This window comes from Kribbella sp. NPDC051586 (assembly GCF_044453965.1).
GTDB lineage: Bacteria > Actinomycetota > Actinomycetes > Propionibacteriales > Kribbellaceae > Kribbella.
Genome location: NZ_JBITDF010000001.1, coordinates 1486420 through 1508364, shown reverse-complemented (window position 1 = coordinate 1508364; position 21945 = coordinate 1486420). Strand labels below are relative to the sequence as shown.

Below are 21945 nucleotides of genomic sequence, written 5' to 3'. Positions count from 1 at the left end.
GCCATACTGGCGGCATGCTGCAAAAGGTCGCGGTTGTGCTGATGGAGGACGTCGCCCTGTTCGAGTTCGGCGTACTGGCCGAGGTCTTCGGACTGGATCGCACCGACGACGGTGTGCCACCGTTCGACTTCAAGGTGTGCTCGACCACGCCGGGGAAGTCGATGGAGACGAGCACCCATTCGCAAGTGATCGCGCCGTACGGGCTGGAGGAGCTCGAGGACGCCGACCTGATCGGCATCCCGGCCACCACCCGGCGGCTCGAGTACGACGAGCGTGTGCTGGACGCACTCCGACGGGCCGAGGCCCGCGGGGCGATCCTGCTGACCGTGTGTTCCGGGGTGTACGTCCTCGGCGCGGCCGGACTGCTCGACGGCCGGCCGTGCACTACGCACTGGCGCTACACCGAGGGGTTCCAGCAGCAGTACCCAACCGCGAAGGTCGACCCGGACGTGCTGTTCGTCGACGACGGCAACATCATCACCAGCGCCGGTACGGCGGCCGGCATCGACGCCTGCCTGCACCTGGTCCGGCGCGAGCTCGGCAGCGCGGTCGCGACCCGGATCGCCCGCCGGATGGTGGTCCCGCCGCAACGCGACGGCGGCCAGCGGCAGTACGTCGACGTACCGGTGCCGGAGTCGTCCGGGGAGAGCCTGCAGCCGGTGCTCGACTGGATGGTCGACAACATCAGCATCGATCACACCGTGCCCGCGCTGGCCCGGCGCGCGCAGATGTCCGAGCGCACCTTCGCCCGCCGTTTCGTGGCCGAGACCGGGACCACGCCGCTGAAGTGGGTCACCACCCAGCGCGTACTGCGCGCCCGCACCCTGCTCGAGCAGACCCGGATGGGCATCGAGCAGATCGCGTCCGAGTCAGGATTCGGGACGGCAGCGCTGCTGCGGCATCACTTCCGCAGAGTGGTGGGCGTGCCGCCACAGGATTACCGCCGTACGTTCCAGACCGCCAGCTGATGGTTGCCTACCGCAACGCCGTACTGCGGCTGATCGGCCGCGAGCTGGTCATCCGGGCCGGGGCACGCTTCGCTTCGTACGGCGGGACGCGCGCCGACGCGATGGTGCTCGACGACAACGAGCCGGCCCACCGGGTCTGGTCGACCGCCGGATACGCGCCGCAGCCCGCGTGGTCCCGCTGGGTCAAGCCGCTCTGACCGGAGAACGTGACACCGCACACGTGCGGCCCGTTCGATTTGCGTCCGCACCCCACGCCCTGGCTAGGGTCGGGAGCAGTGAGTGACTCGAAACGCAGGTTGAGCTGGGACGTGGTTCGCGTCGTGTCGGTGCTCGCGGTGATCTTCACCCACGTCACGTACCAGGGCCCGTTCCTCCACCCAGAGCTCGGCGCACCGCTCGGTCGGTACCCGTTCCAGGTCGGGGCCAGCATCCTGCTGGTGATCAGCGCGTACTTCGTCTGCGTGACGATCCGGAAGGGATCGACCTCGCGCTGGTTGTGGCGGCGCGTCTGCCGGGTGCTCCCGCCGTACCTGGTCGCTGTGCTGTTCACGTACACGGCCGTGGTGCTGTTCGGGCCCAGCAATTGGATCCTGCCGACTCGGCGCGACCTGTGGGGCAACCTGACGCTGGCGGCGTCGTTCGACTCGAGCATCCAGCTCATCGACGGCTCGTACTGGACGCTGCCGCTCCAACTGATGGCCTTCGCCGCGGCCGCTCTGCTGTGGCCGCGCGGCATCGGACCGCGGATCACCACGATGCTCTGGATCATGATCATCGCCCCGGTGGCACTGCAGTGGAACGACCGGATCGGCCACAGCCCGCTCTGGGTCCAGCAGACCTGGAACGGTCTCGGGCTGCATCGCCTGCAACTGTTCGCGATCGGCATCGCGATCTGGCTCTGGTCGCAGCGGCGGATCGGCGTACTGCACCTCGGCGCGCTGCTCGCGGCGACGGTCTTCGCCCAGCACGCCCACACCGCAGACCTCCCGTCCTCGTTGGGCATCGGACTGCTGCTCGTCTTCGTCGCCGGCGCGGCGCGAGGGCCGGACTGGACTGCGTTCACCCGGTTCCAGCGTCCGATCCAGTTCCTGGCCCGGATCTCGTTCGGGCTGTACCTGCTCAACCAGGTGGTCGGCTACCTGATCGCGTACCGCCTGATGGAGCTCGGAGCGGACCGGCTCACCCAGATGGCCGGCGCGGTCATCGGTGTGGTCGCGCTGGCCTGGCTGCTGACGAAGTACGTCGAGGAACCGGCGTACCGCGCGTTGGCGGCGCTCGGGGTGCGTGGGCTCCGGGTGCGTGGGCTCGGGGCTCGCGCATTTGCCTGGCTGAATACTTGACACCGGATATTCGGCATCTAATACTCGATTTCGAGTAATCGAGATCGAGGAGGCTCCATGGCCAGGCGCAAGGTCGGCAATCCGCTGGCGTTTGCCGTGCTCGGGAGTCTCAGCGAGCGGCCGATGCACCCCTACGAGATCTCCACGATGCTCCGCGCCCGCGGCAAGGACCAGAGCATCAAGGTCAACTACGGCTCGCTCTACTCGGTCGTGTCGGCGCTGGAGAAGCACGGCTTCATCGAGGCGCTGGAGACGGTCCGGGAGGGCAACCGGCCGGAGCGGACCGTGTACCAGATCACCGACGCCGGGTCGGCCGAGTTCGGCGACTGGCTGAGCGAGCTGGTCGGTACGCCGTCGCGCGAGTTCCATCCGCTGGAGGCCGGCCTCGCGTATCTGCCCGGCCTGCCGCCGGATCGTGCCATCGAGCTGCTCGAGCAGCGGCTGGCGGCGGTCGATGCGGAGATCAAGGAGATGACCGCGCTGCACGAGCACATGACGGCGATGGAGTTCCCGCGGATCTTCTGGGTCGAGTCGGAGTTCCGGCTGGCTCTGCTCCAGGCGGAGTCGGCGTACGTCCACCAGCTGACCGAGGAGATCCGGACGGACTCGCTCGGCGGCGCCGTGTTCTGGCGACGGGCCTGGAAGCACTTCCTGGAGGAGGGGGTCAGTCCGGCCGAGCAGTTGAAGGATCCGGTCAAGTACTTCGGTCAGGAGTTCGCCTGGATGAAGGCGATTCCACCGGAAGCCCAATAGATGCGGCCCTCGACCCACGGTGCGGCAACACCAGGAGTCGAGGGCCGCGGTTCCTCGAGTCGGTCCGAAGACCTGGCACCCAAGGCGCATCCATCAGGATAGCCAGCCCGGACCGGCTCCCAGCACACAAGGGAGTCACCTGAATGGCTACGCATGCCCTCGAAGCGGTCGATCTGGTCAAGACGTACCCGGCCGGCCGGAAGAACCCTCCACTCCGCGCGCTCGACGGTCTGAGCGTCAGCGTCCCGGAGGGGGTCGTCCTCGGCCTACTCGGACCGAACGGCGCCGGCAAGTCCACCACCGTCAAGATCCTCACCACGCTGTCCCGGGCCGACTCCGGTACGGCGCGCGTCGCCGGGTACGACGTTGGTCGCGAGCAGGACCGCGTTCGGCACGCGATCGGGTACGTCCCGCAGAAGCCCAGCTCGGACCCGATGGCGACCGGTCTCGAGAACCTGGTCCTGAGCGGGCGGATCTTCGGTCTGTCCCGGCAGGCGGCGGTTCGCCGGGCGACGGAGTTGCTGGAGCGGTTCGGCCTGGCCGAGCACGGCGGCCGAGCGGTGAAGACGTACTCCGGCGGCATGCAGCGCAAGCTGGACGTCGCGCTCGGTCTGGTCCACCAGCCTCGCGTGCTGTTCCTCGACGAGCCGACGACCGGACTCGACCCGGACGCACGCGCCGATCTGTGGAACGAAGTACTGCGACTGTCCGGCCAGGAGGGTCTGACCGTGTTGCTCACGACGCACTACCTGGAGGAGGCTGATCGGCTGGCGGGTCAGCTCGCGATCGTCGACCACGGCAAGGTCGTTGCCGAGGGCACCCCGGAAGCCTTGAAGTCCGCTTTGCGCGGTGACTCGGTGCAGGTGGAGCTGGTCGATCCCGATACCGACGGCGATGTGCGCGCGTTGTTGCGGCAGTTGTCCGGTGTCGGCGAGATCGTTGTCGAGGGCAACACTTTGCGGGCCCGGGTGGATCACGGTGCGACTGCGGTTCCCGCCGTACTGGGAGTCCTTGAAGACAAGGCGATTCCGGTGGTTGCGGTGACGGTGTCGCGTCCTTCGCTGGATGATGTGTACCTGCAGCACACCGGTCGCTCGTTCAAGGTTGCCGAGGAGGCTGCGTGATGTCCTTTTCACACACGGGATTGGTATTTGGCCGGTGGACGCGGGCGTCGTACCGGCAGCCGGCGTTGATCGCGTTCACGTTGATCCAGCCGGCGATCTGGTTGCTGTTGTTCGGGCAGCTGTTCCAGGGTGTCGTGCACATCCCGGGGTTCGGCGACTCGTCGTACATCGCCTTCCTGACGCCGGGGATCGTGATGATGACCGCGTTGATGACCAGCGGCTGGAGCGGTACGGCGTTCATCCAGGACATGGAGCGCGGCGTGATGGACCGGCTGCTGGCCTCGCCGGTGAGCCGCGGTGGGCTGATGGCGGGGCAGTTGCTCAGCAATGCGTCGACGACGTTGATCCAGACGATCCTGGTGTTCGCGATCGGGATCGCCGCGGGCGCGCGGTACGACGGTGGCGCCGGCGGTTACCTGATCACGATCGTCGCGTCGATGCTGGTCGGGACCGCGTTCGGATCGCTGTCGAACGCCGTCGCCCTGCTCACCCGTCAGCAGGAGGCGCTGATCGGCATCTCGCAGTTCGTCTCGCTGCCGCTGACGTTCATGTCCTCGATCATGATCGACCCCGCGGTGGCGCCGCACTGGGTCAACGTCGCGGCCCGCTTCAACCCGGTCGACTGGGCGACGATCGCCGCCCGCGAGTCCTTGGCAGCGGCCCCGGACTGGTCCTCGGTGGGACGGCATTGCGCGTATTTAGTGGCCTTCACGCTGATCGTCGGCTGGCTTTCTACCCGGGCCTTCCGGACGTACCAGCGATCAGTTTGATGCGGACTCCGCCCCTCCTTCTCTGTCCTTCCTTCAGTTTGCTGCGTACCAAGGCTTGATCACGTTGTCGATGATCGCGAGGCGTTCGTCGAAGGGGATGAAGGCGGACTTCATCGCGTTGATCGCGAACCAGCGGAAGTCCGCCAGCCCGTAGTCGAACGCCTCCGCGAGCAGGGCGAGCTCGCGGCTCATCGACGTACCGCTCATCAGGCGGTTGTCGGTGTTGACGGTGACGCGGAAGCGGAGCTTGGCGAGCAGGCCGATCGGGTGCTCGGCGATCGACGTGGCCGCGCCGGTCTGCAGGTTGGAGCTCGGGCACATCTCGAGGGGGATCCGCCGGTCCCGGACATACGCCGCGAGCCGGCCGAGCTCGATCTTGTCGCCCTCGTGCGTGATGTCGTCGATGATCCGTACGCCGTGACCGAGCCGGTCCGCGCCGCACCACTGGATCGCCTGCCAGATCGACGGGAGGCCGAACGCCTCGCCCGCGTGGATGGTGAAGTGGGCGTTCTCGCGCTGCAGGTACTCGAACGCGTCCAGGTGCCGGGTGGGAGGGTAGCCCGCCTCGGCACCGGCGATGTCGAACCCGACCACGCCGGCATCGCGGTACGCGACTGCCAGCTCGGCGATCTCCATCGACCGCGCCTTGTGCCGCATCGCGGTCAACAGCTGCCGAGCCACGATCGGCCGCTCAGCCACCGCCATCCCGTGCTCGAACCCTTCCCGCACCGCATCCACAACCTGCTCGAGCGTGAGCCCCAGCGTCAGATGCTGCTCCGGCGCGTACCGAACCTCGGCGTACACCACACCGTCCGCCGCCAGATCCTGCACGCACTCACTGGCCACCCGCTTGATCGCCTCAGCCGTCTGCATCACCGCGACCGTGTGATCAAACGTCTCCAAATACCGCTCCAGCGACCCGGAGTCCGCCGACTCGACGAACCACGCCCCCAGCTCAGGCGCTTCCGCCCGCGGCAACGCATGCCCGATCTCCCCCGCCAACTCCAACACCGTCTCCGGCCTCAGGCCCCCATCAAGATGATCATGCAAAAGAACCTTAGGCGCCGCATTCACCAGCTCCGGAGTCATCATCCAGCCATCTTCGCAGCGCCCGGACCGAATCTGCCCCACGCTGCCCCGAGATGCCCCAGGTTGCCCCGCGATGCCCCGGAAAGGCCCTCGGTTTTCGGGGTGTCGCCGCGAAAGCGTTGCTGCCATGAACGACAAGCCGCGCTTCGAGAGCGCCCCCGCCCGATCCTCCCTCCCCGACTGGTACCCGGACCTGCTCGACCGCATCTCCACGCACGTAGCCACTGGGCACCGACGTGCCGTCACCGCCGCGAACCAGGAGATGCTCGCGAGTTACTGGTCGATCGGCCAGGAGATCCTCAACCGCCAGCACGAGGAAGGCTGGGGCAGCAAGGTGGTCGACCGGCTCTCCACCGACCTCAAGTCCCGCTTCCCTGGCACGACCGGCTACTCACCCCGCAACCTCAAATACATGCGAGCCTTCGCCGCCGCCTGGCCCGACCCGGCATTTGTGCAACGCACCGTTGCACAATTGCCCTGGCGTCACCATGTCGCCTTGCTCGACAAGCTCGACGAGGCCGAGCTCCGGCTTTGGTACGCCGCAGCCGCGGTCGAGCGTGGGTGGAGCCGTGACGTGCTCGCGTTGCACATCGACGCTCGGTTCCACGAGCGCGCCGGGAAAGCCGTGACCAACTTCGCCACCGCGATGCCGCCGGAGCGGTCGGATCTCGCCCAGCAGGCGACCTGCGATCCGTACCTCTTCGACTTCCTCGGCAGCACCGAAGGCTGGCGCGAACGCGAGCTGGAACAGAAGCTTGTCGAGCACGTCGGAAAGTTCTTGATCGAGCTCGGCCAAGGTTTCGCGTTCGTCGGCCAGCAGGTCCGGCTCGAACTGGACGGCGAGGAGTTCTTCTGCGACCTGCTCTTCTACCACCTCGAACTGCGTTGCTATGTCGTCGTCGAGCTGAAAGCGGTGAAGTTCAACGCGGCGTTCCTGGGTCAGCTCGGTCTCTACATGGCCGTGGTGGACGACGTACTCGCGAAGGAGGGCGACAAGCCGACCATCGGTCTTCTGCTCTGCCGGAACAAGAAGAAGGTTGTCGCGGAGTACGCGCTGAAGGGATTCAAGGCGCCGATCGGTGTGGCGGAGTGGACGGACGCGATCAACAGCTCACTCCCCGACGAATTCCAGTCCGCGCTGCCGAGCGTCGCCGAGCTGGAGGCAGAGCTCACCACCGAGGAGTGATCCGGCAAATGTTCAAGAAATTGGTCGGCGGGTGGTGACATGGTGAGGGGATGGTGAAACGGCTGCGGCGGCGACCTGAGTGGCAGTTCTTCGGGGTGCTGCCGCGGGCTGATTCGCGGTTGGCCGCGGCTTGGTGGGTGCTGCTGCTGGCGCGCGGGGCCTTGCCGGCGGTGTTCGCGATCGCGATGGGGTTGGTGGTCGGCGCGGTGCAGCATGGTGATGCGCTGGCGGGGCCGTTGAGTTTGATGGGCGTGACGTTCATCTTGCTGCAGGTGTTGACGCCGGTGCATCAGGCGGTCAGCGCCAACCTGGGGAATCGCGTGTCGGCGTACCTGAACGACCGGCTCGCCGAGGCGTGCGTCGGGCCGCCCGGTATCGGGCATCTCGAGGATCCGGAGCTGAGTGAGGATCTGACCGTTGCCCGGGAGTTCGACCACGGGCAGACCGGGCCGCCGATGTATCTGAACGTCGACTTCGTCGCGGGCAGTCTGGTCGAGCTGGTCGGCGGTTTCGCGTCCGCCGTGGTGCTGTTCGGGTTCAGCTGGTGGGCGCCGTTGCTGCTGCTCGTCGCGTGGACGGCGACGCACTGGCTGCTCCGGGAGAGCGGCGTCTGGAAGGACCGGAACACGGCCGAGGTCCGATCGGCGCAGCGGCACGCCAAGTACGCGTACGAGTTGGCCGTCGAGCCGGACCCCGCGAAGGAGCTACGGCTGTTCGGCCTCGCCGACTGGACCGTGCAGCGTTTCACCGAGCGACGCCGCCGGCTGTTCGAGTTGCAGTACGCCGCTACCCGTTTGCGGGAGCGGCCAATGATCTGGAGCCTCCTGATCATCGCCGTGGCCAACGGCGTCGTCTTCTGGTCTCTCGGTGCAGCGGCGATCGACGGCCGGTTGGAGCTCGACCGGCTGGTGGTGTTCGCGCAGGTCGCGATCGGCGTCGGCATGATCGCGTTCGGCGGGCTGAACTGGGCGCTCGACGGAGCAGCCGCCCCGGTCGCCGCCGTCCAGCGCCTGGAGCCCGCGATGGCGCCGGCCGGCGCGCTGTCACCGGGCCACCAAGAGGTACGCCGCGGCGCGGTCGGGATCGATCTCCGCGGGCTGAGATTCCGTTATCCACAGGCTGCGCGGCCGGTCTTCGACGGGCTCGATCTGACCGTTCCGGCCGGGTCGTCGCTGGCTGTGGTCGGGCAGAACGGCGCAGGCAAGACCACGCTGGCCAAGCTGCTGTGCCGGTTGTACGACCCCGACGACGGCACGATCCGGGTCGACGGCGCCGACCTGCGGGACCTCGATGTCGATGCCTGGCGGACGCGGGTCGCCGCGGTCTTCCAGGACTTCCTGAAGCTCGAGCTGCCCTTGCGCGACAACGTCGCCCCGGGCGGTGCTCCCGACGACGACATCCGGGCCGCCCTCGTGGACGCCGGCGCCGCCGACCTGGCCGACCTGGACACCCGACTGGCGACCGGGTACGGCGACGGCACCGATCTCTCCGGCGGGCAATGGCAGCGCGTCGCGTTGGCGCGGGCGCTCTGCGCAGTGCGGCAGGGCGCCGGCCTCGTGCTCCTCGACGAACCGACGGCCCAGCTGGATGTTCGCGGTGAGGCGGCGATCTTCGACCGGATCCTGACCGCGACCCGCGACGTCACCACGATCCTCATCTCGCACCGGTTCTCGACGGTCCGGCATGCCGACCGGATCTGCGTCCTGGAGCAGGGCCGCGTCGTCGAGCTCGGCAGCCACGACGAGCTGATGGCCCTCGGCGGGCGGTATCGGACGATGTTCGACCTGCAGGCCAAGCGCTTCACGGCTGAGGTCGACGAGGAAGGGATGAGCTATGACACGCTCTGACGATCTCCCCAGGGCAATCCCCGCGATGTGGCGGCTCTGCAAGCTCGGCTATCAGCACGAGCCGTGGCTGCTGCTCGCGGCCTTCCTGATGACACTGATCGCTGCGGTCCCCGACGCCTTGCTGGCGTTGTGGCTCAAGGTCCTCGCCGACGGCGTACTGCAGGACGACCGCAGAGCCACTTTGCTCGCCGCCGGCGGATTGGCCCTGTCCGTGACGGCGACCTGGTTCCTGCGGACGCTGTCGACCCGCATCTCCCGGCGGTTCCGGGATCGGGTGACGATCATGCTCGAGGCCCATGTCGCGCGACTGCAGGCGTCCGTCGCCACCGTCGAGCACCACGAACGCCGCGACTACCTGGACCGCCTGTCCGTACTGCGCAAACAGGTGTTCGTGCTCGACCACATGTACATGTCGCTGTTCTCGACCTGCGGCTGGATCCTCCGGCTCGTCGTGACCGTCCTGCTGCTGATGTCGATCCAGCCGATCCTTGCGCTCCTGCTGGTCTTCGCGCTGCCGACGGTCATCAGCTCCAGCTGGCGTCCCGGCGTCGAGCGGCAGGTCGAGGAGCAGTACGCCGCCCACTATCGCCTCGCCGAGCACCTGTTCAAGACTGCAACCACGAGCGCCCCCGGCAAGGAGGTCCGGGTCATCGGGATCGGGGCCGACCTCGTCGCGAACCGGCGCCGCGAGTGGGAGCAGTGGTACAAGCCGATGGCCACCGCCCGATGGGTCAGCGCGGCCTGGCATGCCGTGGCCTGGGCGATCTTCGGCACGGCGTACGTCGGCGCGGTGCTGTTCGTCGCGGCCGGACCGCACGGCTCGGTCGGCAACGTGCTGCTCATCCTCGCGGCCGGCGCGCGCCTGTCGTCGTACATCGGGGCGACCGTCGGCGAGATCGGCTTCCTGCGCGGGATCTGGCTGGACGGATCGCGGCGGCTGGTCTGGCTGGAGAACTACGCGGCCTCGTTCGACCGCGCCACCGATCTCCCCGCGCCCGAGCGGCTCACCGACGGCATCCGGTTGGAGCACGTCTCGTTCACGTACGCCGGGTCCGACCGGCCGGCGCTGGAGGACGTCAACCTGCGGCTGCCGGCAGGCAAGGTGATCGCGGTCGTCGGCGAGAACGGTGCCGGCAAGTCGACCCTGGTGAAGCTGATCTGCAAGCTGTACGAGCCGACCAGCGGACGCGTGCTGCTGGACGATCAGCCGCTGGACCGGATACCGGCCGAAGCGTGGCGGCAGAAGATCGCGGGCGCGTTCCAGGACTTCTTCCGGTTCGAGTTCCGCGCGGCGCACAGCGTCGGGCTGGGGGATCTGCCGCGGCTGGACGACGTACCGGCTGTCACGACTGCGGTCGGGCGGGCCGGTGCCGAGGACGTTCTGGAGCGGCTCGAGTCCGGGCTGGACACCCAGCTCGGTTCCACCTGGCCCGACGGAGCGGAGATCAGCTTCGGGCAGTGGCAGAAGCTCGCGCTGGCGCGTGGCTTCATGCGGGACCGGCCGCTGCTGCTCGTGCTCGACGAGCCGACCGCTGCGCTGGACGCCGAGACCGAGCACGCGCTCTTCGAGCGGTACGCCGCGGCGGCCAAGGACAGCACAGACGGCACGGACGGCCGGGTCACGATCCTGGTCTCACACCGGTTCTCGACGGTGCGGATGGCCGACCTGATCGTGGTCCTGGACGGCGCCCGCATGGTCGAGACCGGGACCCACGACGAGCTGATCGCCCGCGGCGGGCAGTACGCCGAGCTGTACCGCATCCAGGCTGCGTCGTACCACTAGCTGATCTTGAAGACGGGGACGCCGGGAGCGATGTGGTGCAGGACCTCGTCGGGGGAGTTCTTCGAGACGTCGCCGCCGAAGAAGGCGCCGACCTCCCAGGCCCACTTCTTCAGGTACATCCGGAGGGCGGGGATCTTGTCGGCGTCGGCGAGCTCCTCGGCGTGGAAGGTCCCGACCTTGCCGCCGAGCTGCAGGCGACCGGTGCCGCTGGCGCGGAGGTTCTTCACCCACTGGGTGTGGCCGCGCGGTGCGACCAGGTAGCGCCGGCCGTCGACGATCAGCAGGTTCACCGGGGTGCTGCGCCACTCGCCGGACTTGCGGCCCTGGACCGAGAGGACCCGGCTGCCCATCAGGCTCAGACCCAGCTTCGTCAGGCGGGCGACGATCTTGTTGAAGACCCGCATGCTGCCCTCGGAGGCGGTGATGACGCGCTTGCTGTCGTAGGTCTGCTTGTACTCGGTCATCTGAGACTCCTGGTCGTTTGCGAGAGCGGTGCTCTCTGTTGTGATCAGTGAACATCAGATCGATGCTCACTGTCAAGAGCACTGCTCTCGATTCTGTGGCACACTGGCTGCATGAACGCCGGACGTACTGCCCGTGAACGCGCCCGGGCCGAGCTGACCGAGGAGATCAAGAGCGCCGCTCGCCGGCAGCTCGCGACCGTCGGGGCGGAGGCGCTGTCGCTGCGCGCGGTCTCTCGCGAGCTCGGCATGGTCTCCTCGGCGCTGTACCGGTACTTCCCGAGCCGCGACGACCTGCTGACCGCGCTGATCATCGACGCGTACGACGCCCTCGGCACGGCCGCGGAGGGTGCGGCCGACGGGGACGATCTGCTCGCGGAATGGGTCGCGATCTACGCGGCCGTCCGGGACTGGGCGCGCGCTCATCCGCACGAGTACGCGCTGATCTACGGGTCACCGATCAGCGGCTACAAGGCGCCCCAAACGACGGTGGAGCCTGCCGTGCGGGTCCCGCTACTGCTCCTCGGCCTGTTGCAGCGCGCCCAGGCATCGGGTCGTCTGAGGCCGCCGTCCGACGCACCGGAGCCTTCGGGACTACTGGGCCAGCAGGTGGGTGTCCTCGTCGAACTGGCGCCCGGGGTCCCGACGGCGGTCCTGCTCCGGACCGTGATCGTGTGGACCCAGCTCTTCGGCATGATCAGCTTCGAGCTGTTCGGTCAGCTGGTCGGCTCGATGGACCCCGCGGACGAGTTCTACGAGTCGACGTCACGCCAGATGGCCGCGTTCGTGGGGCTCACATGAACGCCTTCGGCAGCGGTACGTCGACCGCGCGCGCGATCCGGCGTACGTAGGTCTCCCGGGGGATCGACACCGCGCCGAGGGTGGCCAGGTGGTCGGTGACCCACTGGATGTCGAAGACCCGGTCCGCGGCGTACTCGTCGTCGAGCAACTCGATCGTCCCGGCGACGGCCGCCTTCGACCCGTCGGTCTTGTGGTGGAACATCGACTCGCCCGCGAACAGCCCGCCGATCGCGACGCCGTACAGTCCACCGGCCAGCTCGTCGCCGTCCCAGGCCTCGACCGAATGCACCCAGCCGAGCCGGTGCAGCTCGGTGTACGACGCGATGATGTCGCGGTCGATCCACGAACCGGGCCGGCGCGGATCCGCACAGGCACGGATGACCTGGTCGAACGCCGTGTTCACCCGGATCTCGAACTTCGCCCGGGCCCGCCGCAGCGACCGGGACGGCTCGTAGCCGGCCACGTCGATCACGCCCCGATCGACCGGCGACCACCACAACACCGAGCCGCGGTGGTCCGGCATCGGGAACAGCCCCCGCCGGTACGCCGCCAGCACGGTCCCCGGCGCCAGGTCCGCACCGCCCGCGACCACATCACTCGCCCCCGCAACTCCCACGGGCGGGAAGTCCCACTGGGACGGGACAGGTTCAACTGGCACAGGACCATCCTGGACCATGCGGATCGCCAGGCCATCACAATGTGCCCATCGGCGCCGAGTCACGCGGCGCGCGGCCAGGGGCGTCGATTGTGATGGCCTGGCGATCCACCTAGGGGACACCAAGGGTTTCTCCCGAGTGGCGAGGATCTACCGGGCACGTACAGTTGAAGCACGTCCGGGTTCTGACGCGTGGGCCGGGCGGGAAGGAGCACCGTGGCCGGAGTAGCCAGGTTCGTCGCCAGTAGTCTCGCGCCCGCCGCCCAGAGGTTCGCCCCGGCAGCAGCGGGCGGTGTGCTGCGCCAGATCCTCGAGATCGCGATCGACGGGTACCAGCGGTTCCCGGGCGCGGAGCGGATCGCGGACAACAAGCTCGAGCGGTGCGGCGGTGACCCACAGCTCGCCATCGAGGCGGTGATCGACCAGCACATCCGCTTGGCCGGCGTGCAGGGCTTCGCCACCGGCCTCGGCGGTCTCGTCACGCTCCCCGTCTCCCTGCCGGCGAACCTGACCGGCATCGCGATCGTCCAGGCCCGGATGGTGGCCGCGATCGCACACCTGCGTGGGTACGACCTGGACGATCCGCGCGTCCGGACCGCGGTCATCACCTGCCTGCTCGGCGAGGAAGGCGTCGCCGACCGGCTGAAGAAGTCGAGCCTGCCGACGTCGCCGCTCGCGATCGCGACCGCCCCGGTGTTCGACCCGGATCTCGACCGGCACGTCTCGAACGAGGTCGTCGCCGAGCTGATCGCACGCATCAGCGGCAAGAAGATGGCGCTCACCATCACCCGCCGGATCCCGCTGCTCGGCGGCGCGGTTGGCGCCGGCGTGGACGGCTGGTCGACGTACCGGGTGGGTCAGTTCGCGGACAAGAGCCTGATCCGGAGGATCCGCCGCCCGATCGAGCCGGGACCCGGGCGGTCCTAGGCTGACTGGCCGGCCGGCTGGCGGCGGGTGAGCGGCAGCTTGGCGCGGGTGTCCTCGTCGGCGGGCGTTTCGACGAAGAGAACCAGGTCCGGGTGGGCCGGGATCGCGAGCTCGGTGACGGTGAAGTGCAGCTCGCCGACGGCCGGGTTGACGATGTGGCGCGCTCGCGGCGTACAGGCGGCGACCTCGTGGCGGGACCACAGTTGCGCGAACTCGGGGCTGATCGCGCGCAGGCGCTCGAGGTCGGTCTCCCAGTCCGGGTCGCCGATGTGCTCGGCGTACGCCGAGCGGAGGCGACCGACGATGTACGGCACTTCGGTGTCGTAGTTCAGCAGCTTGGCGCGGGCGGCCGGCTCGGTGATGATGCACCAGAGCAGGTTCTTGTGGATGCAGGGCAGCTGGTGCCAGTCGTGGAACAGATCGTTGTACGCACGGTTCGCCCGGACGATGTCGAACCGGGTGTTGGTGATCACCGCGGGCAGCGGGTCGAGCGCCTCGACGATCTCGATGAAGACGGCCTCGCTCGCGCAATCCGTCGTACCGGGCAGCCGGACCGGGGTCGCCTCGGCCAGCCGGTACAGATGCTCGCGCTCGACCGGACTGAGCTTGAGCGTCGTCGCGACGGCGTCCAGCACCTGCCCGCTGGCGTTGATCGGCCGGCCCTGCTCGAGCCACGTGTACCAAGTCACGCCGACGCCCGCGAGCTGCGCCAGCTCCTCCCGCCGCAGCCCAGGCGTACGCCGACGCCCGCCGCCGGGCAGCCCCACGTCCTCAGGTGCCACCCGCGCCCGCCGCGCCTTCAGGAACTCCCCGAGCTCAGCCCGCTGCGCACTCACCCCGCCATCCTGACGGGTGCCACCGACAGTTTGTATCCGGTCCTATCCGGCCAGGGCCTGGACGACGCGACTCGGTGACGGCTTGCCCAGCTGTCCGGCCATCCACACGCTCGTCTCGACCAGCTTCTCCAGGTTGACGCCGGTCTGGATGCCCAGGCCGTTGAGTTGCCAGAGGAGATCTTCGGTGGCGAGGTTGCCGGTCGCGCTCTCGGCGTACGGGCAGCCGCCGAGGCCGCCGGCGGAGCTGTCGACGGTGGTGACGCCTGCGCGGAGGGCGGTCAGGGTGTTGGCGAGGGCTTGGCCGTACGTGTCGTGGAAGTGGACGGCCAACTTGTCGACCCCCACCCCGGCTTCACCGAACGCCGTGATCAGCGCGGTCACCTGACCGGGTGTCGCGACGCCGATCGTGTCGCCCAGGGAGAGTTCGTGGCAGCCGAGGTCGATCAGTCGGGAGCCGACCTTGACGACCTGGTCGATCGGTACGTCGCCCTCCCACGGGTCGCCGTAGCACATCGACACATAGCCGCGGACGGTCAGACCTTCGGCCAGGGCGCGCTGGATGGTCGGAGTGAACATCGCGAACTGGTCGTCGAGGGTGGAGTTGAGGTTCTTGGTTGCGAACGTCTCCGTCGCGCTCGCGAAGATCGCGATCTCACCGACATCGGCCGCCAGCGCACGGTCCAGGCCGCGCTCGTTGGGGACCAGGACCGGGGCGCGGACGCCGTCCGGCAGCTCGAGCCGCTCGAGCAACTCGGCTGCGTCGGCCAACTGTGGGACCCACTTCGGGTGCACGAAACTCGTCGTCTCGACCCTGGTCAGGCCCGCGTCCAGCAGCCGCCGGATGAACTCGGCCTTCACGGCGACGTCGACGATCGCCGACTCGTTCTGCAACCCGTCCCGCGGCCCGACCTCGTAGATCGTGACCCGGTCCGGCAACCCCTCGGCCTTCACCAACTGCGGTTCCCGCATCGTGCTGCCTCCGTGGTGTCTGAGCGTGCACGGGATCTCCGCGACAATGCTCGTGATGACAACTCTTGCTGACATTCTGCGTGGCGTCGAAAACGGCGTCTTCCCGGCCCCGGACCTCGGCGTCAGTGTCGTACCGGCACCGTCGGAGCGTGAGTCCGCGGTGGTCGCGTTCACCGGGCACATCGTGATCGCCGCCGACGTCAGCCCCGAGTGGGTGGCCGAGCAGGTACCGGCGGGCGATCTGGCCGCGCCGACGAACCCGCCGTTCCTGACCGCGCTGGCAGACCTGACCGAGCGCCACGTCAGTTCGAACGACGCGATGCTCCTCGCCCCCGCCATCACCGACCCGGCCGAGCGCGCCGCCGCGATCGAGGGCCTCACCGTCCGCACCGACCACGATCATCCCCGCGTCGAGAGGGCGCTCGAGTGCCGGACCGACGTCCAGGTGTACGGCGACCTTCACGGCTCCGTCGTCATCATCGGCCACGGCCTCGCCGGGCGTCTGGAGTGCGCGATCGAGCTCCCCGACCAGATCCACGGCCAAGGTCAGGGCCGCCGGCTCGCACGTGCCGCCCGTGCCCTGATCCCACCGGGCTCGTCGATCTGGGCCCAGATCACCCCGGGCAACGCCGCCTCCCTGCGTGCCTTCCTGGCGGCCGGCTACAAGCCGGTGGGCTCCGAGGCCCTGCTGGTCAAGTGACGAGCAGCTGAACAGGCAGCATATTGTTGCTGACGGCCCCCAATGCACACCTGTGGAAAACCCTGTGGAAAGCTGCGTTCCTACCGTCGGTGGTAGCCGAACTCGGAGCCTTCGTAGAAGTCCGTGCGGTAGACACCGTTGATGATCTCGGACTCGTACCCGTCGAGCTCCGGCATCCCCAGCTCCCGCGCCACAGCCAGCTCGGCGCGGGCGTCGTACGGCACGCGGACGAACTGGATCGAGAGCGGCGCGGGCTCGGGTGAGTCCATGACGCCTTCGAGGATCACGTAGACCGGCGTCGGGTCACCGAGGCTGTTGCCGACCGAACCGGCGTTGAACAACGTCCGACCGCGGTCCTCCTCCAGGTACGCGTCGTGGATGTCGCCGTACCCGACCACCGACGGCCGCGGCCCGTCCCCGGTGGCCGGCGTGTTCTCGAACATGCTGAGGTACTGCGCTTCGTCGTGATCGAACGAGATCCGGTGATGAACGCTCGTCGACGAGGCGTGGAACAGCCGCACCTGCCGTCCGCTCATCAGGAAGTCATGGCAGAACGGGAGTCCTCGCAGCCAGGCCCACTGATCTTCCCGCAGCTCCTTCTTCCACCACCGCAGCCCTTCGCGGTCCAGCACGCGCTCGGGATCGGGCAGGAAGTCGTCCCAGTTGCCGAGGATGTTCACCTCGCAGACCTCGCGACACCGATCCACCACCGCCTGCCCCCGCGGTCCCTTGCCGACGTAGTCGCCGAGGTTGAAGATCCGGGTGATCCCCCGACTCGAGATGTCCGCCAGCACCGCCTCCAAGGCGGTCAGGTTCCCGTGCACATCGGAGATCAACGCCAACCGGTCCATCAGGGCATGTTCTCAGTTGGTCCGGTCACCAACCGCCGGAGGGGCCGGCGGGCTCTGGAGTCCGGTGTTGCGTGGACTGGCTCGAGGTGGCGCGCTGGCCGGCTCTCGCGGACCGAGCGCCGGAGCGACCGGCCATCGGCCCGCTGGCGGAGGGCGGGGTGATCGCACCGCCGCCGGACTCACCCGCCGAGTGTGCCGCCGCTCCGGCCACGCTGCCGCCGAGCTTCCGCGCCGCCCCGAGGCCGATGCCCGCCGGGCCGGCGATCGCGCCGGCCGCCTTCGCCCCCGCTGCCTTCGCGCCGACCGCCTGCGCACCCGTCGCGCCACCTCCCGCACCACCACCTCCCGCACCACCACCGCCACCGGAGGCCCCGGCGGAGCTGCCGGCACCCCGGCCGCTGCCGAATCCCGCGCCGGAACTGCCGATGTTGATCGCGCCGGTCGCCATCCCACCCGGGTCAGCGAGCGAGCTGCCCATGCCCGCGCTGCCACCGGCCGCCGCCGCAGTGACGGGAACCATGAACCGCATCAGCGCCGGCAGCGCGAAGATCGCCAGCAGAAGCATCATCATGCCGCCCATCGCCCGCACGACGGCGTCACTCGTGCTCGAGGGGTGCTCCTGCCCCATCTTCATGGCCGCTGCGTAGACCAGTGCGGCCGCGGGTTTGTAGGCGATGAACGCCAACGACCAGCCGCAGAACTTCTTGAACCAATTGCGCCCGATCTCGGTGTTGGTCGCGGCGGCGGCCAGGGGGAACGCTCCCGCGAGGAGCACAAGCATCGCCGAGCGGATCAGCATCAGGACGATCTGGACGGCCGACGCGGCAATCACGGCCAGGCCGGTCATCATGGCCACGAACCCGGGCATCGCGGCGGCGAACAGCTCATGGGGCGACGTGCCGCCGAAGGCCGTCGTCAGCTTCACGCCGCCGGCCACCTGATCGAGGAGGTAGACCGAGAAGCCGTCCGACCACGACGACAGCACCTGCAGCGTGGCGGTCCCAGCCGCTCCCACCACGACGAAGGTCAGGATGGCCTTGAGCAGGTCCTGGAGCGGTCGCGCCCGCTGCTCCCAGGCGATCCGCATGCCGGCCACGAGCACAGCAACGGCGAACACGGCCGCCGTGACGCTGAGCAGGTTGCTCTGCAGAAACTCGACGGTGCCGCCGTTCGTCCAGGTGTCCCCCTGCTGCGTGCCGAGGGCCGGGGTGTCGGGTCTGAGCCAGAACGTCATCGCGTTCAGCGTGTTCAGGGCGCCTTGCGTGACGGCCTGCTGGAGCTGGTCGAGCGCGCTGGTCGCGACCGACTGGAAGCCGTCCTGGATGTAGCAACCGAGGTCCATTTTCCCGCACATCAGACACCACTCCAGGCAACGAAGTCGGACAGGTCACGGTGCTGGGCGAACGGCGCGCCTACCGGCTCGCCCGGCTCCGGTGGTTGGAGGAGCCAGTCGCCGCTGTGCCAGACGAGCGTCAGGGTGAGGCTCATGTACGCCGAGTTGACCGACGTGGCGAGCATCAGGCTGACGCGGTCCGCGCTGGCGTCGATGACGCGGTACCCGGCGACCTGCGGCACGGCGTACCCGCTCGTCGACTGGTCGGCGTCGAGTTCGTCGATCAACGCGTCCTTGTCAGACCCGGGCAGCATCAGCTTGCGCGCCGTGGCGACCACCTTGTCCTGGTCGGCCATCGCGGCGTACGCGCTGTAGGCGGCGTACAGAGCACCGGTCGGTGAATGGGCGAAGCATCGACGGAAACCGTCGGCGTCGGTCTTCGTCGGGCCGTAAGCCGATGAACGCGGTACGACGATGCGGCTGGTCACCTCCCAGCCGTCCACCGCGGGCGGCTGCTGCGGAACCGATTGATCGCCCGCAGCGCGGTTGCAGCCGGTCGAGGCACCAGAGCGTCCGGCGACCGGTGTCGCGGGCGCAGCAGGCTCCACGGCGCGCGGCTCGGCCTGCACAGCGGCTTGCTGCTGGCCCGGCGTCGCGGCAGACCCAGAGGACCTCAGGCTGCCGAACAGCAGCACCGCGCCGCAGAGCAGGACCGCGCCGATGACGATGCTCGCCGCGATGAACCCACGGCCGAACGGTGACTGTTCCTCGCTGGTGTCGCTCATCTGACTCCCCGATCCGTCGGTGGACAACCTCACGGGAGAAGCCTGGCAAAAATCGCCCGACCGCCGCGGAAGTTATCCACAGGCCCTTCGCGAGGGGTCAGCTGCCGGGGCTGGTGTATTTCGGGAGCATCCGGACGAAGAAGGCGTAGCCGAGCGCGAAAACGGCGAGGCCGGCCAGCGGGGAGGCGGCGATCAGCCAGGTCGGGAGGGGTACGTCGGCGGCGCGGCCGAGGAGCAGGGCGCCGGGGAGGAAGGCGATGAAGGCCATCGGGAAGACGGTGCAGAAGCCGTAGAAAACGCCGCGCCCGAACATGGTCAGGGGATAGCCGGAGAACCGGGTGATCGAGTCGTCGGCGAAGATCCGGAGCGAGAAGGTCGAGGTGGCCAGGAAGGACAGGCCGCAGAAGAAGGTCTGGATCCCGGTCTCGACCAGACTGCCGCCGAGGACGGCGACGACGAGGTACGCGAGCTTCGCCGCGGTCCAGTCCACCGGCGCGTGCCAGCTGAAGATGACCAACGCACCGATTCCGAGGATCCCGTCGCCGAGCGACATCAACCGGAACTCGCGCGTGAGCAGCTGCAGGAACGGGCTGACCGGACGGAGCAGGTACCGGTCGAAGTCACCCTCGCGAACGATGAAGTCGGTCATCATCAGCGAGCCGAACGGTACGACGTAGAACGCATGCGAGGCGAGCCGCATCGAGAACACGAACGCGATCTCCGGAAACCCCCAGCCCGCGATCAGATCGAACTTCGCCAGCAGAACGCCGAGGAACAGCAACTGCGTCCCCTGGTAGGCCACGCCGCCCAGCAACGTGGTCCAGAAGTTCACCCGGTACTGCAGCTGTGCCCGCATCGCGGCGCGTTCGAGGATCACGTACTGCCGGAACCAGGACGGCGCCTGATCAGCATGGTCAGCCACCCTGGACCACCACCTTGTGCCGGGCCCGTGCCCAGACCGCCTGCAGGAGCAGGGTGAGCACGACCAGCCAGAGCAACTGCACCCCCACCAGAGCCACGGCTTCGGCACCACGGGTCTGGCCGAGGTAGATCGACACCGGCGTGTACACCTGGGCCTGGAACGGCAACCACTCGATCGACGCCCGCAGCCAGTCAGGCATGAACCACAGCGGAATCAGGGATCCGGACAGGAACGAGCTGCCGAACCGGTAGACGATCAGCGGCCCGCTGATCTCGAGCGTCCAGAAGGCGACCATCGACACGATCAGGTTGCACAACATCGCGATCATCGCTCCGGCCACCGTGGCGATCACCGCGAGCAGGAGCGCCGACAGGCCCGGTGGCAGCAGCAGCGCGCCGAGAAGCCCGGCGGCCGCGAGTCCGATCGCACCCAACGGGAGCCGGGCGAGCAGGACGCCGAGGTTCTGCCCGAGGGCCTGCCACATCAGACCGAGCGGCCGGGTCAGGTCGGTCGCGATCTGCCCGGTCCGGATCCGCATCGGCAGCGACGAGAACTGCCACGGCAGCAGCGCCGACTGCAGGCACACCGCGATCGCCGCGTAGGCGACCGCGGTCGTGCCGTCCACACCGTTCACCGGCGGACGTCCGGAGTACACGATCCGCCAGACGGCGATCGCGAGCACGACCTGGATGACGAGCGTCACCGCGCCGGTGAACAGGTCGCCGCGGTAGATCAGGACGGAGCGGGTCCCGGCGCGCGTCATGCCGCGGAACGCGCGGACCTGCTCGGCAGCAATCACGTCAGCAGGCCGTCGTACAGCTGGGCGATCACGTCGGTGAGCCGCGGGTCGACGATCGACAACTCGTCGACCTGGTACACCTGCGACGCCCGCGCGATCAGCTCCGGCGTGGCGATCTCCCGCGGGTCGAATCGCAGTACGACGCTGCGGTCCGGGTATGGCACGGTGCCGACCGCGCTGGTCCCGACCTCGGTCGCGAACGGCATGTCGGTGACCTGGCGGATGCTGCGCTCGGCGAGGGTCAGCACGAGGAAGCGGTGCGGCATGAAGCGTTCCTTCAGCCGCGACAGATCGCCGTCGTACAGGACGGTGCCGGAATCGATCACGATGATCCGCTGGCAGAGCCGCTCGACGTCCTCCATGTCGTGGGTGGTCAGGACGACCGTCGTGCCGTCGGTGCGGTTGGTCTCCGCGATGAACTCGGTCAGGCGGGCCTTCGCGACCACGTCCAGGCCGACGGTCGGCTCGTCGAGGAAGAGGATCGACGGCTCGTGCAGCATCGCCGCGACCAGATCGCCGCGCATCCGCTGGCCCAGCGACAGTGAGCGGACCGGTGTGTCGAGGAAGTCCTCCAGATCGAGCAGCTCGGTGAAGAGCCCGACGCGCTTGAGGTACGCCGACCGGTCGAGGTTGTAGAGATCCGCGAGTACTTCGAACGAGTCGCGCAGGGGAAGGTCGTACCAGAGCTGGGTGCGCTGGCCGAAGACCACGCCGATGTTGCGGGCGTTGCGGGCGCGGTCGAGGGACGGCTCCAGCCCGGCCACCCGGCAGACGCCGGACGTCGGGGTGAGGATCCCGGTGAGCATCTTGATCGTGGTCGACTTGCCGGCGCCGTTCGGGCCGAGGTACCCGACGAGCTCGCCCGGCTCGATCTCGAAGTTCACGCCGCTGACGGCCCGGGTGATGTCCCGCTTGGTGCTGAACAGCGCGCGGAGCCGTGGCAAGCGTCCGGGCAGGACGGCGGGCCGGCTGAATTCCTTGACCAGCTCGGCCGCTTGAATAGCCGGCATACGCACCCTCCCCAGCGAGCGGAACGGTCATCCTCT

General features: G+C 68.6%; 23 protein-coding genes. 12 read left to right on the top strand and 11 right to left on the bottom strand.

What is annotated here, in order from left to right:
• Positions 1 to 14: 14 nt before the first annotated feature.
• The 6 genes from ACIA58_RS07475 (at position 15) to ACIA58_RS07450 (ending at position 4955) form a co-directional block, all read left to right on the top strand.
• Entirely contained in the window at positions 15 to 968 is a 954-nt protein-coding gene (locus ACIA58_RS07475; RefSeq protein WP_396402744.1) for a GlxA family transcriptional regulator, read from the top strand.
• Positions 968 to 1165: a hypothetical protein gene (locus ACIA58_RS07470; protein WP_396402743.1), complete on the top strand. Its 198-nt coding sequence runs from the start codon at positions 968 to 970 to the stop codon at positions 1163 to 1165. The genes ACIA58_RS07475 and ACIA58_RS07470 overlap by 1 nt, the downstream gene beginning before the upstream one ends.
• Positions 1166 to 1243: 78 nt before the next feature.
• Positions 1244 to 2308, top strand: coding sequence for an acyltransferase family protein (locus tag ACIA58_RS07465; RefSeq protein WP_396402742.1), 1065 nt, complete (start codon positions 1244 to 1246; stop codon positions 2306 to 2308).
• A gap of 57 nt (positions 2309 to 2365) precedes the next feature.
• Positions 2366 to 3061: a PadR family transcriptional regulator gene (locus tag ACIA58_RS07460; protein ID WP_396402741.1), complete on the top strand. Its 696-nt coding sequence runs from the start codon at positions 2366 to 2368 to the stop codon at positions 3059 to 3061.
• 143 nt (positions 3062 to 3204) lie between these two features.
• Positions 3205 to 4185: an ATP-binding cassette domain-containing protein gene (locus ACIA58_RS07455; RefSeq protein ID WP_396402740.1), complete on the top strand. Its 981-nt coding sequence runs from the start codon at positions 3205 to 3207 to the stop codon at positions 4183 to 4185.
• Entirely contained in the window at positions 4185 to 4955 is a 771-nt protein-coding gene (locus tag ACIA58_RS07450; RefSeq protein ID WP_396402739.1) for an ABC transporter permease, read from the top strand. Before ACIA58_RS07455 ends, ACIA58_RS07450 begins: the two co-directional genes overlap by 1 nt.
• Before the next feature lie 33 nt (positions 4956 to 4988).
• On the opposite strand, the gene ACIA58_RS07445 is transcribed toward ACIA58_RS07450, so the two are convergent.
• Entirely contained in the window at positions 4989 to 6047 is a 1059-nt protein-coding gene (locus ACIA58_RS07445; RefSeq protein WP_396402738.1) for an adenosine deaminase, read from the bottom strand.
• Positions 6048 to 6171: 124 nt separating this feature from the next.
• Between ACIA58_RS07445 and ACIA58_RS07440 the strand changes: the two genes are divergently transcribed.
• The 3 genes from ACIA58_RS07440 to ACIA58_RS07430 are packed head-to-tail and all read left to right on the top strand — an operon-like array spanning position 6172 to position 10860.
• Positions 6172 to 7230 carry a YhcG family protein gene (locus ACIA58_RS07440; protein ID WP_396402737.1) on the top strand — a complete coding sequence of 353 codons (1059 nt, stop codon included), beginning with the start codon at positions 6172 to 6174 and terminating at the stop codon, positions 7228 to 7230.
• 50 nt (positions 7231 to 7280) lie between these two features.
• Positions 7281 to 9077, top strand: coding sequence for an ABC transporter ATP-binding protein (locus ACIA58_RS07435; RefSeq protein ID WP_396402736.1), 1797 nt, complete (start codon positions 7281 to 7283; stop codon positions 9075 to 9077).
• Positions 9064 to 10860 carry an ABC transporter ATP-binding protein gene (locus ACIA58_RS07430; protein ID WP_396402735.1) on the top strand — a complete coding sequence of 599 codons (1797 nt, stop codon included), beginning with the start codon at positions 9064 to 9066 and terminating at the stop codon, positions 10858 to 10860. The genes ACIA58_RS07435 and ACIA58_RS07430 overlap by 14 nt, the downstream gene beginning before the upstream one ends.
• Here the strand turns inward: ACIA58_RS07430 and ACIA58_RS07425 are convergent.
• Positions 10857 to 11324, bottom strand: coding sequence for a nitroreductase family deazaflavin-dependent oxidoreductase (locus ACIA58_RS07425; RefSeq protein ID WP_396402734.1), 468 nt, complete (start codon positions 11322 to 11324; stop codon positions 10857 to 10859). The genes ACIA58_RS07430 and ACIA58_RS07425 overlap by 4 nt on opposite strands.
• 111 nt (positions 11325 to 11435) lie before the next feature.
• On the opposite strand from ACIA58_RS07425, the gene ACIA58_RS07420 reads away from it, so the two are divergent.
• Positions 11436 to 12122: a TetR/AcrR family transcriptional regulator gene (locus ACIA58_RS07420; protein WP_396402733.1), complete on the top strand. Its 687-nt coding sequence runs from the start codon at positions 11436 to 11438 to the stop codon at positions 12120 to 12122.
• Here ACIA58_RS07420 and aat read toward each other — a convergent pair.
• Positions 12115 to 12780, bottom strand: a complete 666-nt coding sequence (gene aat, locus ACIA58_RS07415) for a leucyl/phenylalanyl-tRNA--protein transferase (protein WP_396402732.1) — start codon at positions 12778 to 12780, stop codon at positions 12115 to 12117. The two genes, ACIA58_RS07420 and aat, sit on opposite strands and share 8 nt — an antisense overlap.
• 213 nt (positions 12781 to 12993) lie before the next feature.
• Between aat and ACIA58_RS07410 the strand changes: the two genes are divergently transcribed.
• Positions 12994 to 13704, top strand: coding sequence for an EcsC family protein (locus tag ACIA58_RS07410; protein ID WP_396402731.1), 711 nt, complete (start codon positions 12994 to 12996; stop codon positions 13702 to 13704).
• Here the strand turns inward: ACIA58_RS07410 and ACIA58_RS07405 are convergent.
• Together ACIA58_RS07405 and ACIA58_RS07400 are read right to left on the bottom strand one after the other, a co-directional pair.
• Positions 13701 to 14540: a helix-turn-helix transcriptional regulator gene (locus ACIA58_RS07405; protein WP_396402730.1), complete on the bottom strand. Its 840-nt coding sequence runs from the start codon at positions 14538 to 14540 to the stop codon at positions 13701 to 13703. The two genes, ACIA58_RS07410 and ACIA58_RS07405, sit on opposite strands and share 4 nt — an antisense overlap.
• A 42-nt stretch (positions 14541 to 14582) precedes the next feature.
• Positions 14583 to 15509, bottom strand: a complete 927-nt coding sequence (locus ACIA58_RS07400; protein WP_396402729.1) for a hydroxymethylglutaryl-CoA lyase — start codon at positions 15507 to 15509, stop codon at positions 14583 to 14585.
• A gap of 55 nt (positions 15510 to 15564) precedes the next feature.
• Here ACIA58_RS07400 and ACIA58_RS07395 point away from each other — a divergent pair, with 55 nt between their 5' ends.
• Positions 15565 to 16209, top strand: a complete 645-nt coding sequence (locus tag ACIA58_RS07395; RefSeq protein ID WP_396402728.1) for a GNAT family N-acetyltransferase — start codon at positions 15565 to 15567, stop codon at positions 16207 to 16209.
• 80 nt (positions 16210 to 16289) lie between these two features.
• Here ACIA58_RS07395 and ACIA58_RS07390 read toward each other — a convergent pair whose 3' ends face one another.
• From ACIA58_RS07390 to ACIA58_RS07365, 6 genes are all read right to left on the bottom strand, one after another.
• The gene (locus ACIA58_RS07390; protein ID WP_396402727.1) at positions 16290 to 17060 is read right to left on the bottom strand and encodes a metallophosphoesterase family protein; all 771 of its coding nucleotides are present in this window, start codon (positions 17058 to 17060) and stop codon (positions 16290 to 16292) included.
• Between the two features lie 25 nt (positions 17061 to 17085).
• On the bottom strand, positions 17086 to 18402 hold the full coding sequence (locus tag ACIA58_RS07385) for a hypothetical protein (protein WP_396402726.1): 1317 nt from the start codon (positions 18400 to 18402) through the stop codon (positions 17086 to 17088).
• A gap of 11 nt (positions 18403 to 18413) precedes the next feature.
• On the bottom strand, positions 18414 to 19178 hold the full coding sequence (locus ACIA58_RS07380) for a hypothetical protein (RefSeq protein WP_396402725.1): 765 nt from the start codon (positions 19176 to 19178) through the stop codon (positions 18414 to 18416).
• A 97-nt stretch (positions 19179 to 19275) separates the two neighbouring features.
• Entirely contained in the window at positions 19276 to 20100 is an 825-nt protein-coding gene (locus ACIA58_RS07375) for an ABC transporter permease (protein ID WP_396402724.1), read from the bottom strand.
• A complete protein-coding gene (locus tag ACIA58_RS07370; protein WP_396402723.1) occupies positions 20093 to 20899 on the bottom strand; it encodes an ABC transporter permease in 807 nt (268 codons plus the stop codon). Before ACIA58_RS07370 ends, ACIA58_RS07375 begins: the two co-directional genes overlap by 8 nt.
• Positions 20896 to 21909 (bottom strand): ATP-binding cassette domain-containing protein, encoded by a 1014-nt coding sequence (locus tag ACIA58_RS07365; protein ID WP_396402722.1) that lies wholly within the window; start codon positions 21907 to 21909, stop codon positions 20896 to 20898. The genes ACIA58_RS07370 and ACIA58_RS07365 overlap by 4 nt, the downstream gene beginning before the upstream one ends.
• Positions 21910 to 21945: the final 36 nt, after the last annotated feature.